The 16009-nt window shown below is 42.5% G+C and carries 18 protein-coding genes; 16 read left to right on the forward strand and 2 right to left on the reverse strand.

Annotated features, from left to right (window positions below; genetic code table 11):
- Positions 1-29: 29 nt before the first annotated feature.
- The gene (locus MK395_RS00155; RefSeq protein WP_268711039.1) at positions 30-482 is read right to left on the reverse strand and encodes a universal stress protein; all 453 of its coding nucleotides are present in this window, start codon (positions 480-482) and stop codon (positions 30-32) included.
- A 167-nt stretch (positions 483-649) separates the two neighbouring features.
- Here MK395_RS00155 and MK395_RS00160 point away from each other — a divergent pair, with 167 nt between their 5' ends.
- The 3 genes from MK395_RS00160 (at position 650) to rpmH (ending at position 2587) form a co-directional block, all read left to right on the forward strand.
- A complete protein-coding gene (locus MK395_RS00160) occupies positions 650-949 on the forward strand; it encodes a hypothetical protein (protein WP_268711040.1) in 300 nt (99 codons plus the stop codon).
- 144 nt (positions 950-1093) lie between these two features.
- Positions 1094-2308 carry a pyridoxal phosphate-dependent aminotransferase gene (locus tag MK395_RS00165; RefSeq protein ID WP_000666454.1) on the forward strand — a complete coding sequence of 405 codons (1215 nt, stop codon included), beginning with the start codon at positions 1094-1096 and terminating at the stop codon, positions 2306-2308.
- A gap of 144 nt (positions 2309-2452) precedes the next feature.
- A complete protein-coding gene (gene rpmH / locus MK395_RS00170) occupies positions 2453-2587 on the forward strand; it encodes a 50S ribosomal protein L34 (RefSeq protein ID WP_000831905.1) in 135 nt (44 codons plus the stop codon).
- Between the two features lie 181 nt (positions 2588-2768).
- Here the strand turns inward: rpmH and MK395_RS00175 are convergent, their stop codons facing one another.
- Positions 2769-4613, reverse strand: coding sequence for an APC family permease (locus MK395_RS00175; protein WP_084881327.1), 1845 nt, complete (start codon positions 4611-4613; stop codon positions 2769-2771).
- A 151-nt stretch (positions 4614-4764) separates the two neighbouring features.
- Here MK395_RS00175 and MK395_RS00180 point away from each other — a divergent pair, with 151 nt between their 5' ends.
- From MK395_RS00180 to purR, 13 genes are all read left to right on the forward strand, one after another.
- Positions 4765-5538 carry a TatD family hydrolase gene (locus tag MK395_RS00180; RefSeq protein ID WP_268711079.1) on the forward strand — a complete coding sequence of 258 codons (774 nt, stop codon included), beginning with the start codon at positions 4765-4767 and terminating at the stop codon, positions 5536-5538.
- Positions 5538-6101 carry a ribonuclease M5 gene (gene rnmV, locus MK395_RS00185; protein WP_268711041.1) on the forward strand — a complete coding sequence of 188 codons (564 nt, stop codon included), beginning with the start codon at positions 5538-5540 and terminating at the stop codon, positions 6099-6101. Before MK395_RS00180 ends, rnmV begins: the two co-directional genes overlap by 1 nt.
- An 11-nt stretch (positions 6102-6112) precedes the next feature.
- Complete coding sequence (locus MK395_RS00190) at positions 6113-6967, forward strand: SDR family NAD(P)-dependent oxidoreductase (RefSeq protein ID WP_268711042.1); 855 nt, start codon at positions 6113-6115, stop codon at positions 6965-6967.
- Between the two features lie 234 nt (positions 6968-7201).
- Positions 7202-8593, forward strand: coding sequence for an SseB family protein (locus MK395_RS00195; protein ID WP_268711043.1), 1392 nt, complete (start codon positions 7202-7204; stop codon positions 8591-8593).
- Positions 8594-8600: 7 nt separating this feature from the next.
- On the forward strand, positions 8601-8897 hold the full coding sequence (locus tag MK395_RS00200; RefSeq protein WP_000692386.1) for a hypothetical protein: 297 nt from the start codon (positions 8601-8603) through the stop codon (positions 8895-8897).
- A 205-nt stretch (positions 8898-9102) separates the two neighbouring features.
- Positions 9103-9795, forward strand: a complete 693-nt coding sequence (locus MK395_RS00205) for a dimethyladenosine transferase (RefSeq protein WP_268711080.1) — start codon at positions 9103-9105, stop codon at positions 9793-9795.
- Positions 9796-9807: 12 nt separating this feature from the next.
- Entirely contained in the window at positions 9808-10680 is an 873-nt protein-coding gene (gene rsmA, locus MK395_RS00210) for a 16S rRNA (adenine(1518)-N(6)/adenine(1519)-N(6))-dimethyltransferase RsmA (RefSeq protein WP_125422963.1), read from the forward strand.
- A gap of 1 nt (position 10681) precedes the next feature.
- Positions 10682-11560: a ribosome small subunit-dependent GTPase A gene (gene rsgA, locus MK395_RS00215; RefSeq protein WP_268711081.1), complete on the forward strand. Its 879-nt coding sequence runs from the start codon at positions 10682-10684 to the stop codon at positions 11558-11560.
- Positions 11561-11570: 10 nt separating this feature from the next.
- Positions 11571-12227: a ribulose-phosphate 3-epimerase gene (rpe, locus tag MK395_RS00220; RefSeq protein WP_061426637.1), complete on the forward strand. Its 657-nt coding sequence runs from the start codon at positions 11571-11573 to the stop codon at positions 12225-12227.
- Positions 12190-12852, forward strand: coding sequence for a thiamine diphosphokinase (locus tag MK395_RS00225; RefSeq protein ID WP_268711044.1), 663 nt, complete (start codon positions 12190-12192; stop codon positions 12850-12852). Before rpe ends, MK395_RS00225 begins: the two co-directional genes overlap by 38 nt.
- Position 12853: 1 nt before the next feature.
- Positions 12854-14110 (forward strand): DNA recombination protein RmuC, encoded by a 1257-nt coding sequence (locus MK395_RS00230; RefSeq protein ID WP_268711045.1) that lies wholly within the window; start codon positions 12854-12856, stop codon positions 14108-14110.
- Positions 14100-15041, forward strand: coding sequence for a 3'-5' exoribonuclease YhaM family protein (locus tag MK395_RS00235; RefSeq protein WP_268711046.1), 942 nt, complete (start codon positions 14100-14102; stop codon positions 15039-15041). The genes MK395_RS00230 and MK395_RS00235 overlap by 11 nt, the downstream gene beginning before the upstream one ends.
- Positions 15042-15145: 104 nt before the next feature.
- Positions 15146-15973 (forward strand): pur operon repressor, encoded by an 828-nt coding sequence (gene purR, locus MK395_RS00240; protein WP_002874197.1) that lies wholly within the window; start codon positions 15146-15148, stop codon positions 15971-15973.
- The last annotated feature ends 36 nt before the right edge of the window (positions 15974-16009 follow it).

A 16009-nucleotide genomic window follows, 5' to 3' on the forward strand; every position in this document is an offset into this window, starting at 1 on the left:
AAGGAGCCCAAGGCTCCCTTTTTAAATGATTACAATGTTTTTTCACTTTCTCTCACGACCAGCAAATCGACTTTTGCATGGCGGAGAATGTACTCAGATGAAGAGCCAACCAAGAGGCGTTCAAAGGCATTGAGCCCTGTTGCACCAACGAGAATCAGGTCGACATTTTCTGCGTCTGGAATAGTACGGGCAAGGAGGGTTTTTGGATTTCCCATTTCGATGACGGTGTGAATATCGGTCACACCAGCATCTCTTGCGCGCTTTTCGTACTCCTTCATCAGACTTTCAGCATCGACTTGGAGTTCTTCGTAAACTTCAGCATCAAAGGTAGACACGCTTTGAAGAGCGCGTGTGTCGATAACATGGGCAATGGTGAGCTTGGATTCGTTGCGTAGAGCAGTGTAAACACCTTTTACGAAAGCCAAGTCCGCTTCTTTAGAACCATCAATTGCGACCATAACATTTTGGTAACGTTGTGCCATAATGAAACCTCCTGAAATTTTCTTACTGTTATTGTAACCCTTTTCACTAAAGAAGTAAAGTAAAAATCATATTTAAATAAATATTATCGGAGATTCGATTTGGTGGAGATATGTTAAAATAAAAGAAAACGAGCTAGTAGGAAACACAGTAAAGGGGATGAGAAAGTATGAAAGATTTTGTTCAGACTTTTAAAAAAATAAGTTTTCTTTATCATGGAATTATCCTTGCGTCACTTGTAGGTGAAGTAGTGATGCTTTGGCAGCTGGAAAGAGTCGTGCCCGTTCTCTATCCAGATTTTGTTGGCTTTCTTCTCTTTCACCTAGTCTACCACACCATTTTATTTGTGATTGCAAAGAGAAGTTGTCGCTTGGACTATTTGGTCACGTGGGGGCTCTTTCTCATGTTTAATCTTTTGTATGACTCCTTTTTAGCGCTGATCTTTCTAGGTTTGTCTTTTGGTATGTGAGAAAATACTTCTGTACTCTAGTTGTTTAGACGGTGAGAACCTAGTCGTTGTGAGTTTTTTTCTTTGCTTGCTCATTTCAGGAAACTTGTCGCAATCCCTTTCTAGTGGTATAATGTTACTATCTCGATGAATTGAGGAAACAAGATGAAAGAATATAACAAATCTAGTAAGTTAGAGCACGTTGCCTATGATATCCGTGGCCCTGTTTTGGAAGAAGCCATGCGTATGCGAGCAAATGGAGAAAAGATTTTACGTCTGAATACAGGAAATCCAGCAGAATTTGGCTTTACAGCGCCAGATGAGGTCATTCATGACTTGATTATGAATGCGCGTGATAGTGAGGGATATTCTGACTCCAAAGGGATTTTCTCAGCCCGCAAGGCCATCATGCAGTATTGCCAACTGAAGAAATTTCCCAATGTGGACATTGATGATATCTACCTTGGAAATGGTGTCAGTGAGCTGATTGTTATGTCCATGCAAGGGCTTTTGGATAATGGCGATGAGGTCTTGGTGCCTATGCCAGACTATCCTCTCTGGACAGCCGCGGTCAGCCTAGCTGGGGGAAATGCCGTTCACTATATCTGTGATGAAGCTGCAGAGTGGTACCCAGATATTGATGATATTAAGTCAAAAATTACTTCCAATACCAAGGCAATCGTCCTTATCAATCCAAATAACCCAACTGGAGCCCTTTATCCTAAGGAACTCTTGTTGGAGATTATTGAGATTGCCCGTCAAAACGATTTGATCATCTTTGCGGATGAAATTTATGATCGCATGGTGATGGATGGGCATGTGCATACACCTGTGGCAAGCTTGGCACCTGATGTTTTCTGTGTCAGCATGAATGGTCTGTCAAAATCTCACCGTATCGCTGGTTTTCGTGTAGGCTGGATGGTCTTGTCTGGTCCTAAGCACCATGTCAAGGGCTATATCGAAGGTCTCAATATGCTGTCCAATATGCGTCTTTGCTCTAACGTTTTGGCCCAGCAAGTCGTACAAACATCACTAGGTGGGCACCAGTCAGTGGATGAATTGCTCCTTCCTGGTGGACGGATCTACGAGCAAAGAAACTTCATTTACAATGCCATCCAAGATATTCCAGGTTTGTCTGCGGTCAAGCCAAAGGCGGGTCTTTATATCTTCCCTAAAATTGACCGCAATATGTACCGCATCGATGATGATGAGCAGTTCGTTCTTGATTTCTTGAAGCAGGAAAAGGTTCTCTTGGTTCATGGTCGTGGTTTTAACTGGAAGGAACCAGACCATTTCCGTATCGTTTACCTTCCTCGTGTGGACGAATTAGCGCAAATCCAAGAAAAGATGACACGTTTCTTGAGTCAGTATCGTAGATAAGGCTTTCATAGGGAAAAGCAGGAAACATTTACTTAGAGCTATTGACAAATAGGTAAGAATCAGATAGAATAGTAAAGTATGTTTAGTAACTGATCACTTTATAGCCGGCTAAACGAATACAAAATCTATGAGGAGGTATTCATCGTGAAACGTACTTATCAACCAAGTAAACTTCGTCGTGCGCGCAAACACGGATTCCGTAACCGTATGTCAACTAAAAACGGTCGTCGCGTATTGGCAGCTCGTCGTCGTAAAGGACGCAAAGTTTTGGCTGCTTAATCCAAACGAATTCAACAAAGAAGTCAGTAGGAACTCGAGTCTACTGGCTTTTCTTTTTATCCTACGTAGTGAACTGTCCACGAAATCTTCAATTTCAAATGGAACTCATTGAGGGCTCTTTTAAAAGGTCATATACAAAAAACTCAAAACCAGATATAAGTTACTGATTTTGAGTTTTTGTTTATTCTTTTAAGTGATAAGAGTAGCTAGCGACAACGACGTCTTCATGCCATCTGAGAGCGTATTTTAGTTTGAGGCTCATTTGATTGTGCAGGATATTTTGCCAAGGCTTGTTAGGGATAAACTGTGGGACAAGGACTGTAACGGTGTAGTTCTTTTGCTTAGCTTCTTGGGCGATTCGTTTGACATACTTAACGCTAGGGGTGATGATGTCGCGGTAGCTGGTATTGATATTCTTCAGAGTGATATTTGGGAAGTAATCGGTAAATTCCTGGAGGATTTCTTGGTCTTTTTCTGCCGTTTCTTTAGTAGAAATGTGCATGGCTAACACTTCGTCACCGATACTTTGAGCGTAGTTAATGGCTCCGACACTTACTCGAGTAACATTTCCTACTAGGACAAGGACAAGGTTGCCGTCATAAGTGCGCTTTTCAATTCCTTCGTAGAGTCGTAGCTGTTTTGCCACTTTTTGGTAATGGCTGTGAATGGACAAAAAGAGGAAAGTAAGAACTAGGATAATTGGGAAGAATGGCCAGATATCACCCAGTCTGAAGAGGAGTAAAATGAGGACGATAGCATAACAAATGATGGCCCCAAGGATATTAGCAAAGGCAGGTTTTAAGAAGTTTGCTCCTTTTTCCTTTTTCCAATGACGAATCATCCCAGTCTGAGAAAGGGCAAAGGGAACGAAGACCCCGATAGTATAAAGAGGAATCAAGCGTTCAGTATTCCCATTAAAAATGAGAAGAAGGATCATAGCTCCAAAAGCCAGAGTTAAGATACCGTTGGAGTAGCCAAGACGATCCCCTTTTTCCATAAAGAGATGGGGCATGTACTTGTTTTTAGCCATATTGTAAGCCAGCATAGGGAAGGCTGAAAAGCCAGTATTTGCAGCTACAGCTAGAATCAAGGCTGTTGAGAACTGGAAGAGATAGTAGCTCGCATGACCAAAGAATGAATCACCAAGAATGCCCTTGGCCATTTGCGAGAGGATGGTTTCTCCATTTTGAGGAGTGATCCCCATCCAGTAGTTCAAAAAAGTAATTCCTGCGAATAAGAATCCAAGAATGAGAGACATAATGGTCAAGGTCTGAGCAGCATTCTTTTCTTTCGGAGTTTTGAAAAATGGTACCGCATTTGAAATAGCCTCAACCCCTGTCAGAGAGGCAGAGCCACTGGTAAAGGCTCTTAGTAGGAGAACGATGGAAAGGCTCGGAACAGTTTGTCCAATGGTTGAAGTCGCCTGGTAGTTTAGGGAACCTGTAAATAGTTGAAAGAACCCATAAAGCAAGAGAAAAACGGTACTGAAGATAAAGAGGTAGACGGGAATCATCAGAGAGCTGGCAGATTCTTTCAATCCTCTTAAATTCAAGAGCATGAGCAGGCAGACTAGGAAAATAGAGATATGAAGATTATAGGGATGGAGGGCAGGGATGGCTGCAGTAATAGCATCAGCTCCAGACGCAACGGATACGGCTACTGTCAGCATATAGTCAACAAGGAGGCTGCCCCCTGCAATCAAGCCTAGTTCAGGGGAGAGATTTTCCCGAGTGACCATATAAGCCCCACCACCTTGAGGATAGGCGTGAATAATTTGACGATAGGAAATGGTCAAACTAGCGAGGAGTAAGAGGACAAAAATACCGATAGGGAGGCTCCACCAAATAGCGAGAGGAGAGAGACTGACTAAAACGAGAATGACTTGTTCAGGTCCATAGGCAATAGAAGACAGGGCATCACTGGATAACATTGCAAGTGCCTGCATTTTTCCTAACAATCCCCCTTCACCATCTGTGAGAGACTTGAGTGGTCGACCGATAAAGGTATATTTTAATTTTCTAAACATTTTCTTTTCCTTTGATGAAAATTTCAATAAGTGTTATTATACTGCTTTGAAAAAGGGCAGTCAAGGGTGAATGATTGGTATTAGAATATTTTTACAAGCCGAGGGATGCTATTTTTGGTATAATAGATGGAAGAAAATGAGGTTAGAAGAGATGATTTTTGATACGCACACACATTTAAATGTAGAAGAATTTGCAGGACGTGAGGCAGAAGAAATCGCCTTGGCTGCTGAGATGGGTGTGACACAGATGAATATTGTTGGTTTTGATACACCGACCATTGAGCGAGCCCTGGAGTTGGCAGATGAGTATGAGCAGCTCTACGCAACTATTGGCTGGCATCCGACGGAAGCAGGGACTTACACAGATGAGGTCGAAGCTTACTTGCTTGAAAAACTAAAACATCCCAAGGTTGTTGCCTTGGGGGAGATTGGTCTGGACTACCATTGGATGACAGCACCTAAGGAAGTACAGGAGCAGGTTTTTCGTCGTCAGATTCAGTTGTCTAAGGATTTGAATTTGCCTTTTGTGGTCCATACCCGTGATGCGCTAGAAGATACTTATGAGATTATCAAGAGTGAGGGCGTTGGTCCTCGTGGTGGGATTATGCATTCATTTTCAGGCTCTTTGGAGTGGGTTGAGAAGTTTGTCGAGCTTGGCATGACCATTTCTTTCTCAGGTGTGGTGACCTTTAAGAAAGCGACGGATATCCAAGAGGCTGCTAGGGAACTTCCGTTAGACAAGATTTTGGTAGAAACGGATGCGCCCTACCTGGCTCCTGTTCCTAAACGTGGCCGTGAAAACAAAACAGCCTACACACGCTATGTGGTGGACTTTATCGCCGACTTGCGTGGGATGACGACAGAAGAGCTGGCGGTAGCAACGACTGCAAATGCAGAGCGTATCTTTGGATTGGACAGCAAGTGATGAAAGAAAAAATTTCCCAAGTCATCGTGGTCGAAGGTCGCGATGATACGGCCAATCTCAAACGTTACTTTGATGTAGAGACCTATGAAACACGAGGTTCCGCAATAAATGACCAGGATATAGAACGCATTCAGCGTTTGCATGAATTACATGGAGTCATTGTCTTTACAGATCCAGATTTTAATGGGGAGCGCATTCGTCGCATGATTATGACGGCTATTCCAACAGTACAGCATGCTTTTCTCAAGCGAGATGAGGCTGTTCCCAAATCCAAGTCCAAGGGACGTTCTCTGGGAATCGAACACGCCAGCTATGAAGACCTGAAAACAGCGCTGGCTCAGGTGACAGAGCAATTTGAAAACGAGAACGAGTTTGACATCAGTCGTGGTGACTTGATTCGCCTAGGTTTTTTAGCAGGAGCAGATAGTCGTAGGCGCAGAGAGTATCTAGGCGAACAGCTCCGCATCGGCTATTCCAACGGCAAGCAACTCATCAAGCGCTTAGAGTTATTTGGGATAACCTTGGCAGAAGTGGAAGAAGCCATGCGCAAGTATTCAATCTAAAGGAGTAAGAAATGAAAAAAGTAATTATTACGGGTGGCAATAGTGGTATTGGCTATCAGGCTGCTAAACAGTTGGCTGAAAAGGGCTGGTCGGTAACTCTCTTTTGTAGACGGGCAGAAGCTGCCGAGCAAGCTTGTGAGAAAATCCGTCAACAAACAGGAAATCGACATGTAGATTATATCTTGGCTGATCTATCTGATATGAAGAGTGTCAGGAAAGCAGTGGAGCAGTATATCCAAAAAGAAGAGACTTTAGATGTTTTAATTAACAATGCGGCTGACTTTGATTTATCGGTCAAAAAGCCCATCCGGACTAAGGAGGGATTAGAAAAGCAATTTGCGACCAATGTGGTTGCTCCCTTTTTACTTTCTACCTTGTTGAAAGGTTTGTTGGAAAAGTCTGAGAGTGGTCGGATTGTTAATATTTCTTCTCAAGGGCTGGTGCTTTATCCTTTCATGAAACTTGATTTTGAAAATTTAGCTGGTCAAAAACATTATAGTCCTGCCAAGACCTATTATCAGAATAAACTGGCCTTGTTGATGCTGTCACTTTATATGCGGAAACATTGGAAAGGTATCAAGGTTCAGGCAATCCGTGTGACCAATGTCAAAGTTGATATGCGCCGCTATGATCACCTCAGCGCTTTTATGAAAAATCTGTATAAAATTAAGTCGAAATTTTCGCTTAGTCCTGAAGAAATGGCCAAAGTCTATACAGCCTTATCTACAGAAGATGGCTATGAGGGCTTTTTGTATGACGAAAAATGCAGGGAAGTAAAAGCAAATAGATCTGCTTACGAAGAAGAGGAGCAAGCAAAACTCTATTCCTTACTTGAACAACTAACCTTTTCAAGAGACAATCTATAAAAAATTAGAAAAATAAATTTTATGCTTACTTCAATAGTGGAAAGAAATTTAGCTATCGAAATCTGTTTGGAGAGTCCTAAAAAGTGATAACAATAACCAGATAGCCCAAAAATACAAAGGGAATGTGTTACAATAGAGGTAATAGCATATGCTTCAACTATGCTCAATACCATGCCTGATAAAAAAAGATAATTGATAAAATCAGCACTTGGGTGAAATTAATGAGGAAAAGTAATGGGAATTTTTGATTTTTTTAAAAAGACAGAAGCACAGAAGACAACAGAAAAAACCAAAGGAGATGCTTGTCTAGGAGTTTTGGGTTTCTTTCCAATGAAAGAAAAGAGGGAATTACTGATTGCTACGACTTTGGAAGGGAGTTTGACAGTTGGTGATCGTCTTCAGTTTTGCAATCCCGATCAAGGTATGGATGCTCTTGAAACTGTAGTTGTAAAAAAACTTACTTGCCAAAACAAAGATGTGGAATCTCTTAGAGATGAGGAGTTAGTTTATCTAGAGATCGATATGCTTCCCTCTCTAGCTAAGTTAAAAAAGGGAAGTGTGCTCTATAGTCCTGGTGTAGATGAAAAAAAGCGTTTATCTAGCTATGCTTATGCTCTCTATCGAACTTTTGTGACTATTCAAGAAGGCAAAGTAAGCGATGAGGACTATCAGAATCTTAGTCTTGATGATAGTATCGAAATTTTACAGGCTTTTTTATGGGATTGCCGTCAAAAACCAAAAAGTGAAGAGAGCAATCAAGAAAATACTCGTAAGTCAGAGCGTCTAGCAGAAATTGTCAAGGACAAGTTGCTAGAAGCAGATTCGATTTATGCTGTTTATTCAGAAAATACTGGGGAACCTTATCTTTTCTCAACTACATATGATAGAGGTGACGAAGGCTATCTATGCACTGACCCAATGATTATGCTATTTACCCCTCGTTGGTATCATCAGTATAAGGAAGCAATTGAAAACCAATTCAAAGTGGTAAAACGGATTGAAAATACGGAAGATAAAAAAGGAATTGAGAATTTTCTTGGGACAGCTTTTTACTTGAATGGTGCTTTAGGAGCATTCTTTAATACCAAAGAAGTTAGTATAAGTTCTTCTATTTTAGTTCAAAAACCAGATTTTTCAGGCTTGCCAGAGATACAAGTTCCTGTTATGAACCCTGATATTGTGAGATGGATGCTTTTGATGGGACAGATGGATAGACCGACTACAGAAGAGGAAGAATTAATTTATAAACTCTATTATAAGTTCTTTTCAATGGCAATGCCAAAAGCTAAATTCCTTCTTCCTATAAATGCATCATCAGGATTTCCTGAACCTAGTCAGGAAAGTAATGCTCATGTTTTAGAAGAATCTGCTACATTTAATCTTCCGACTAGAGAAGGGAAAAATGGACGAAATTCGGTTTCAGTGTTTACTGATTGGAAACGTTTGCGAATGGTTTTCGATGAAAATTGGAGCGCGATGATTGAAAACGCTGGAGGCATGATTGAAATCTTTGACTATGCCATTAACCAGACTGAGTATTATAAAGCGGGTGTTTATGTCAGTGACAAAGCGTTTAAAGAAATGCAACAGTTCAGTGAGGAACTAGAAGGAAGAGCTAAAGGCTGATCAAGAGATGAAAATAATCGTTGATAGAGAGTCTATCTGTATGGGGGATGATGTTCTGCCTCACAAGGTAGAACTTGAAGTTCCTGAGGACATGACAGTAGAGGAATTTTGTGATTTTCTTCAAAAGGACAGATATTTGCCTAGATTGGATACAGAGTGGCTTCTCCGACATGGTGGGCAGACAATAACAAGCTATCATACAGAAACAAAAGAACTGACGAATCCCAATATCTATTTAAAAGACCTGATTCATCAGAGTTCCAGAGGAAATGAATTTGTTTGGATATATCGCCGTTCCTATTAGAAAAGAGAATAAATGATTTTCTTAAAAGATAATGAATGAAAATTAGAACAATATGCATTGATTTTTTGACAACAAGAGGCAATCTAAACAGTTGGCCCTGTTTGGAGTGACTTTGACGGAAGGCAAAGCCTTCATAAAAATGGTGAAAGGAAACGATATGGCAAATAGAAGTTATATTTATTAAAAAAACGGGAAAGATGTACGTATTTTAACGGAGGGGGTTTACACTATTCCTTATTTTTGGCAATTATTTTGGGATGAAAAAGATGTGCGAATGCCTAATATTCTATGGAAAAAATTTAATATCTTACTTCCTATTGAAAAATTCCAGAAAAAGGCCACCCAAAATCGCTCCTTTTTAGAAAAGAACGCTCCTCAGACCTTGCAACTATATGATGATTTTGTTCGCTATATTCTTGCAAATGTCAAAGCAGGTGACATGCTAGGATTTGATGTTTTAGAAGTTGCTGACATGGATGGATTGACTACAGCTTCGCGTAAGCTTATAAAAAATATCCGAGCCATTCAGGAAAATCAACCCCAAGAATTGGATTTTTCTTTAACAGAAAAGAACGTAATTTGGTCTGCTATGGGATTTCCTGATTATTATGCCTCAAAATTATTGCCAGAAGGTAATATTCTAGACTCGGTTGCATACCAAGATGAGTTGAAGAAAATGCAAGGCCCAAAAGATAATCAAGAACAAGAGCAATATCAAGAAGACGAGCAAGTGCAAGGCCAAGAAAATGAGCTAGCACCACGCAAAGAAGATGAGCAAGTGCTTGATGAGACTGGTGCCGAATCTAAAGATGACGAGTACCATATTCCTTTGAGATTTTGGTTTCTCTTGGTGTTGGTAATTGTTTGGGTTTATAGATTGTTTTTAGCTAACAAATAGAAAAGAGAATAAATGAGAATTGCAGATTATAGCGTGACCAAGGCAGTGCTGGAGCGTCACGGTTTTACCTTTAAAAAGTCCTTCGGGCAAAATTTCTTGACGGATACCAATATTCTTCAAAAAATTGTGGATACAGCTGAAATTGATGACCAGGTCAATGTTATCGAAATTGGGCCAGGGATTGGTGCTTTGACGGAGTTTCTAGCTGAGCGTGCAGCTCAAGTCATGGCCTTTGAGATCGACCACCGTTTGGTACCGATTTTGGCAGATACTCTTCGTGATTTTGACAATGTAACAGTGGTTAACGAGGACATTCTCAAAGTGGATTTGGCGCAACATATCCAGAATTTCAAAAATCCAGAATTGCCGATTAAGGTAGTAGCCAACTTGCCCTACTATATCACAACGCCTATTCTCATGCACTTGATCGAAAGTGGCATTCCTTTTAGTGAGTTTGTCGTCATGATGCAAAAAGAAGTGGCGGACCGTATCTCAGCACAGCCAAATACTAAGGCTTATGGTAGCTTGTCGATTGCTGTGCAGTATTATATGACAGCAAAGGTTGCCTTCATCGTGCCACGTACGGTCTTTGTGCCAGCCCCAAACGTGGACTCAGCCATTTTAAAAATGGTGCGCCGTCCAGAACCGGCTGTAGCAGTGAAAGATGAGAACTTCTTTTTTAAGGTTTCCAAGGCTAGCTTCACTCATCGTCGCAAGACCTTATGGAATAACTTAACAGGCTACTTTGGAAAGACTGAGGAAGTCAAGGAAAAGTTGACCAAGGCTTTGGATCAGGCAGGCTTGTCTCCATCTGTGCGTGGGGAAGCACTTAGCTTGGAAGAATTTGCTAGCCTTTCAGATGCGCTTAAAGGACAAGGACTCTAAGATGCAGGGACAAATTATTAAAGCCTTGGCAGGATTCTATTATGTAGAGAGTGATGGCCAAGTCTATCAGACACGTGCGCGCGGGAATTTTCGTAAAAAAGGCCACACGCCCTATGTTGGGGATTGGGTAGATTTTTCTGCGGAGGAAAATTCCGAAGGTTATATTCTCAAGATTCACGAACGGAAAAATAGCCTGGTCCGTCCGCCTATTGTCAATATTGACCAAGCTGTGGTGATCATGTCAGTCAAGGAACCAGACTTCAACAGCAACTTGCTGGATCGTTTCTTGGTTCTTTTGGAACACAAGGGCATTCATCCTATTGTTTATATTTCTAAAATGGACCTCTTGTCAGATCGAGGAGAACTGGATTTTTACGAGCAGACCTATCGTACTATTGGTTATGACTTTGTGACCAGTAAGGAAGAGCTCTTACCTCTGTTGACAGACAAAGTGACGGTCTTTATGGGACAGACAGGTGTTGGGAAGTCAACCCTTCTCAATAAAATCGCACCAGCCCTCAATCTTGAAACAGGTGAAATCTCAGATAGTTTGGGTCGCGGTCGTCATACCACTCGAGCTGTTAGTTTTTACAACCTCAATGGGGGTAAAATCGCGGACACACCAGGCTTTTCATCACTGGATTATGAAGTGTCAACAGCAGAAGATCTCAATCAGGCTTTTCCAGAGATTGCCAGTGTCAGTCGAGACTGCAAGTTCCGTACTTGTACCCATACCCATGAGCCGTCCTGTGCGGTTAAGCCAGCTGTAGAAGAAGGAATCATTGCATCCTTCCGTTTTGACAACTACCTGCAATTCCTCAGTGAGATTGAAAATCGCAGAGAAACCTATAAAAAAGTCAGCAAAAAAATTCCAAAATAAGGAGAAACCTATGTCTCAATACAAGATTGCTCCGTCAATTCTGGCAGCAGATTATGCCAACTTTGAACGTGAAATCAAACGCCTAGAAGCAACTGGCGCAGAATATGCCCATATCGATATCATGGATGGTCACTTTGTACCGCAAATCAGTTTTGGTGCAGGTGTGGTTGAAGCTCTTCGCCCTCATAGCAAGATGGTCTTTGACTGCCACTTGATGGTAGCAAATCCTGAACATCATCTAGAAGACTTTGCGCGTGCGGGAGCGGATATCATCAGTATCCATGTGGAAGCAACGCCTCATATCCATGGCGCCCTCCAAAAAATTCGCTCTCTCGGTGTTAAACCTTCTGTGGTTATCAATCCTGGGACACCTGTGGAGGCGATCAAGCATGTCCTTCACCTAGTGGACCAAGTCTTGGTCATGACAGTGAATCCTGGATTTGGAGGACAAGCCTTTCTACCTGAAACCATGGATAAGATTCGTGAGTTGGTTGCCCTTCGTGAGGAAAAAGGTTTGAGCTTTGAGATTGAAGTCGATGGTGGGATTGATGACCAAACCATTGCTCAGGCTAAAGAAGCTGGTGCGACCGTTTTTGTAGCAGGGTCCTATGTCTTTAAGGGAGATGTCAATGAACGAGTGCAAACTCTCAGAAAACAATTGGACTAGGGTTGCCGTTTTTGCCGGCGGAGATCGCGGTCATTATCGGACGGATTTTGATTGCTTTGTCGGTGTGGATCGAGGCTCGCTCTGGGTCTTGGAAGAAGACCTGCCTCTCGCTCTAGCAGTTGGAGATTTTGATTCGGTAACCGCAGACGAACGTCAGTTGATTCAAAAACGTGCCCAACATTTTGTTCAAGCCCAGCCAGAAAAGGATGATACAGATCTGGAATTGGCTCTCTTGACCATCTTTGAGCAAAATTCTCAGGCTCAGGTGACTATTTTTGGGGCTTTGGGTGGTCGTATTGATCATATGCTGGCCAATGTCTTTCTGCCTAGCAATCCCAAGTTGGTCCCCTATATGCGCCAAATCGCGATTGAGGATGGGCAAAACTTGATTGCCTATTGTCCAGAAGGAATCAGTCAGCTAGAGCCCCGTTCAGACTACGATTATCTAGCCTTTATGCCAGTTCGGGATAGCCAGCTGACTATTCTTGGTGCCAAGTACGAATTGACAGAGGAGAATTTTTTCTTTAAAAAAGTGTACGCTTCTAACGAATATATAGATAGGGAAGTTTCGGTGACTTGCCCAGATGGTTATGTAGTCGTACTGCATAGCAAGGACAGGAGATAGGATGGAGATTTTACTTGTTATTTTATTAGTTGCTAATCTTCTTGGGCTCTTTCTCATTTGGCAGAGGCAGGATAAGCAAGACAAATATCTAGTCAAGAGTTTGGAAGACCAGGCAGACAATCTTTCAGATCAGTTGGATTACCGCTTTGAACAAGCCAGGCAAGCCAGCCAACTAGACCAAAAAGATTTGGAAGTGGCTGTCAGCGACCGCTTGCAGGAAGTGCGAATGGAGTTGCACCAAGGCTTGACTCAAGTTAGACAGGAGATGAGCGAGAATCTCCTTCAAACCAGAGACAAGACTGACCAACGTCTCCAAGCCCTGCAGGAATCAAATGAGCAACGTTTGGACCAAATGCGTCAGACAGTCGAGGAAAAGCTAGAAAAGACCTTGCAGACGCGCTTGCAGGCTTCCTTCGAGACAGTTTCTAAACAACTGGAGTCTGTCAATCGAGGTTTGGGAGAGATGCAGACGGTTGCCCGCGATGTCGGAGCCCTCAACAAGGTTCTCTCTGGAACCAAGACGCGAGGGATTCTGGGCGAATTGCAGCTGGGGCAAATCATCGAAGACATCATGACTCCTGCCCAGTACGAACGAGAATTTGCAACGGTTGAAAACTCTAGCGAGCGAGTAGAGTACGCCATCAAGTTACCTGGCCAAGGCGATCAGGAATACGTCTACTTACCAATTGACTCCAAGTTTCCACTGGCCGATTATTACCGCCTAGAAGAAGCCTATGAAGTAGGTGACAAGGACGAGATCGAACGCTGTCGCAAGTCACTCTTGGCAAGCGTTAAGCGTTTCGCCAAGGATATCAAGAGCAAGTACATAGCGCCACCTCGGACGACCAATTTTGGAGTCTTGTTTGTTCCGACAGAAGGACTTTATTCGGAAATCGTCCGCAATCCGGTCTTCTTCGATGATTTGAGACGGGAAGAGCAGATTATCGTTGCAGGTCCAAGTACCCTATCAGCCCTGCTCAACTCCCTATCGGTTGGCTTCAAAACTCTCAATATCCAAAAGAGTGCCGACCATATCAGCAAGACTCTTGCCAGCGTCAAGACCGAGTTTGGCAAGTTCGGAGGCATTCTGGTCAAGGCACAAAAGCATCTCCAACATGCCTCTGGCAATATTGATGAATTATTAAACCGTCGTACCACAGCTATCGAGCGGACGCTCCGTCACATTGAGTTATCAGAAGGTGAGCCTGCGCTTGATCTACTCCATTTCCAAGAAGATGAGGAAGAATATGAAGATTAGTCACATGAAAAAAGATGAGCTGTTTGAAGGCTTTTACCTGATCAAGTCAGCTGACCTGAGACAGACGCGTGCTGGGAAAAACTACCTAGCCTTTACCTTCCAAGACGATAGTGGCGAGATTGAAGGAAAACTCTGGGATGCTCAGCCTCATAACGTTGAGGCCTTTACTGCAGGGAAAGTGGTCCACATGCAAGGGCGCAGAGAAGTTTATAATAATACTCCTCAAGTCAATCAAATTACTCTCCGCCTGCCTCAGCCTGGGGAACCCAATGATCCAGCTGACTTCAAGGTTAAATCTCCGGTTGATGTCAAGGAGATTCGTGACTACATGTCGCAAATGATTTTCAAGATTGAAAATCCTGTCTGGCAGCGTATCGTTCGCAGTCTCTACACCAAGTATGATAAGGAATTCTACTCCTATCCAGCTGCTAAGACCAACCACCACGCCTTTGAAACGGGTTTGGCCTATCATACGGCGACCATGGTGCGTTTGGCAGATGCCATTAGTGACATCTATCCTCAGCTCAATAAGAGCCTGCTTTATGCTGGGATTATGTTGCACGACTTGGCCAAGGTTTTAGAACTCAGTGGTCCCGATCAGACGGAGTACACAGTGCGAGGCAATCTCATCGGCCATATAGCCCTCATCGATAGTGAAATTACCAAGACCGTCATGGAACTCGGCATCGATGATACCAGAGAAGAAGTGGTGCTACTGCGCCATGTCATCCTCAGTCACCATGGCTTGCTGGAGTATGGAAGTCCGGTTCGTCCGCGCATTATGGAGGCAGAGATTATTCATATGATCGATAATCTCGATGCCAGCATGATGATGATGACAACAGCTCTAGCTTTGGTGGACAAAGGAGAGATGACCAATAAAATCTTCGCTATGGACAATCGTTCCTTCTATAAACCAGATTTAGATTAATAATTTAAGAAAAACGAGCATTTTTTACGCAATAATGTTCGTTTTTTTATGTGAATATGGTATAATGGATAAAATATCAAAATTAAATGGAATGGTAAATAAAAATGAAATTAAGAAGAAGTGATCGGATGGTTGTCATTTCCAACTATTTGATTAATAATCCATACAAACTAACCAGTCTCAATACCTTTGCAGAAAAGTACGAATCTGCTAAATCATCGATTTCAGAGGACATCGTGATTATCAAGCGTGCCTTTGAGGAAATCGAAATCGGCCATATTCAGACTGTGACTGGAGCAGGTGGTGGCGTTATCTTTACACCATCAATCTCGAGTCATGAAGCCAAAGAAATGATCGCCGACTTGCGTGACAAACTTTCAGAAAGCGACCGTATCTTGCCAGGTGGCTACATCTACCTATCTGATTTGCTCAGTACACCTGCCATTTTGAAAAATATTGGGCGCATCATTGCCAAGAGCTTTATGGACCAAAAAATCGATGCCGTTATGACAGTAGCAACAAAAGGTGTGCCACTCGCAAATGCAGTTGCCAATGTCCTCAACGTTCCATTTGTCATTGTGCGCCGTGACTTGAAAATTACCGAAGGTTCAACGGTCAGCGTCAACTATGTTTCAGGTTCCAGCGGTGACCGCATTGAGAAAATGTTCCTTTCAAAACGCAGTCTCAAGGCAGGCAGTCGTGTCTTGATTGTGGATGACTTCTTGAAAGGCGGCGGAACTGTCAACGGGATGATTAGTCTCTTGCGTGAGTTTGATTCTGAACTAGCTGGTGTCGCAGTCTTTGCAGACAATGCCCAAGAAGAACGTGAAAAGCAGTTTGATTACAAGTCACTCTTGAAAGTAACCAATATTGATGTTAAGAACCAATCCATCGATGTTGAGATTGGAAATATCTTTGACGAAGACAAATAAGAGATAGAACTAAAGGTTGGAACGATTGTCCCAGCC

Source organism: Streptococcus oralis (assembly GCF_026782085.1).
Lineage (GTDB): Bacteria > Bacillota > Bacilli > Lactobacillales > Streptococcaceae > Streptococcus > Streptococcus oralis_DA.

Excerpts from the sequence above, each read along its gene's own strand:
- MK395_RS00190 (WP_268711042.1), top strand. The coding sequence starts at position 6,113 with ATGAAAAAAGTAATTATTACGGGTGGCAATAGTGGTATTGGCTATCAG.
- MK395_RS00155 (WP_268711039.1), bottom strand. The coding sequence starts at position 482 with ATGGCACAACGTTACCAAAATGTTATGGTCGCAATTGATGGTTCTAAA.
- purR (WP_002874197.1), top strand. The coding sequence starts at position 15,146 with ATGAAATTAAGAAGAAGTGATCGGATGGTTGTCATTTCCAACTATTTG.
- rsmA (WP_125422963.1), top strand. The coding sequence starts at position 9,808 with ATGAGAATTGCAGATTATAGCGTGACCAAGGCAGTGCTGGAGCGTCAC.
- rsgA (WP_268711081.1), top strand. The coding sequence starts at position 10,682 with ATGCAGGGACAAATTATTAAAGCCTTGGCAGGATTCTATTATGTAGAG.
- MK395_RS00160 (WP_268711040.1), top strand. The coding sequence starts at position 650 with ATGAAAGATTTTGTTCAGACTTTTAAAAAAATAAGTTTTCTTTATCAT.
- rnmV (WP_268711041.1), top strand. The coding sequence starts at position 5,538 with ATGAAAGAAAAAATTTCCCAAGTCATCGTGGTCGAAGGTCGCGATGAT.
- MK395_RS00165 (WP_000666454.1), top strand. The coding sequence starts at position 1,094 with ATGAAAGAATATAACAAATCTAGTAAGTTAGAGCACGTTGCCTATGAT.
- MK395_RS00175 (WP_084881327.1), bottom strand. The coding sequence starts at position 4,613 with ATGTTTAGAAAATTAAAATATACCTTTATCGGTCGACCACTCAAGTCT.
- MK395_RS00200 (WP_000692386.1), top strand. The coding sequence starts at position 8,601 with ATGAAAATAATCGTTGATAGAGAGTCTATCTGTATGGGGGATGATGTT.
- MK395_RS00180 (WP_268711079.1), top strand. The coding sequence starts at position 4,765 with ATGATTTTTGATACGCACACACATTTAAATGTAGAAGAATTTGCAGGA.
- MK395_RS00225 (WP_268711044.1), top strand. The coding sequence starts at position 12,190 with ATGAACGAGTGCAAACTCTCAGAAAACAATTGGACTAGGGTTGCCGTT.
- rpe (WP_061426637.1), top strand. The coding sequence starts at position 11,571 with ATGTCTCAATACAAGATTGCTCCGTCAATTCTGGCAGCAGATTATGCC.
- MK395_RS00230 (WP_268711045.1), top strand. The coding sequence starts at position 12,854 with ATGGAGATTTTACTTGTTATTTTATTAGTTGCTAATCTTCTTGGGCTC.
- MK395_RS00195 (WP_268711043.1), top strand. The coding sequence starts at position 7,202 with ATGGGAATTTTTGATTTTTTTAAAAAGACAGAAGCACAGAAGACAACA.
- MK395_RS00235 (WP_268711046.1), top strand. The coding sequence starts at position 14,100 with ATGAAGATTAGTCACATGAAAAAAGATGAGCTGTTTGAAGGCTTTTAC.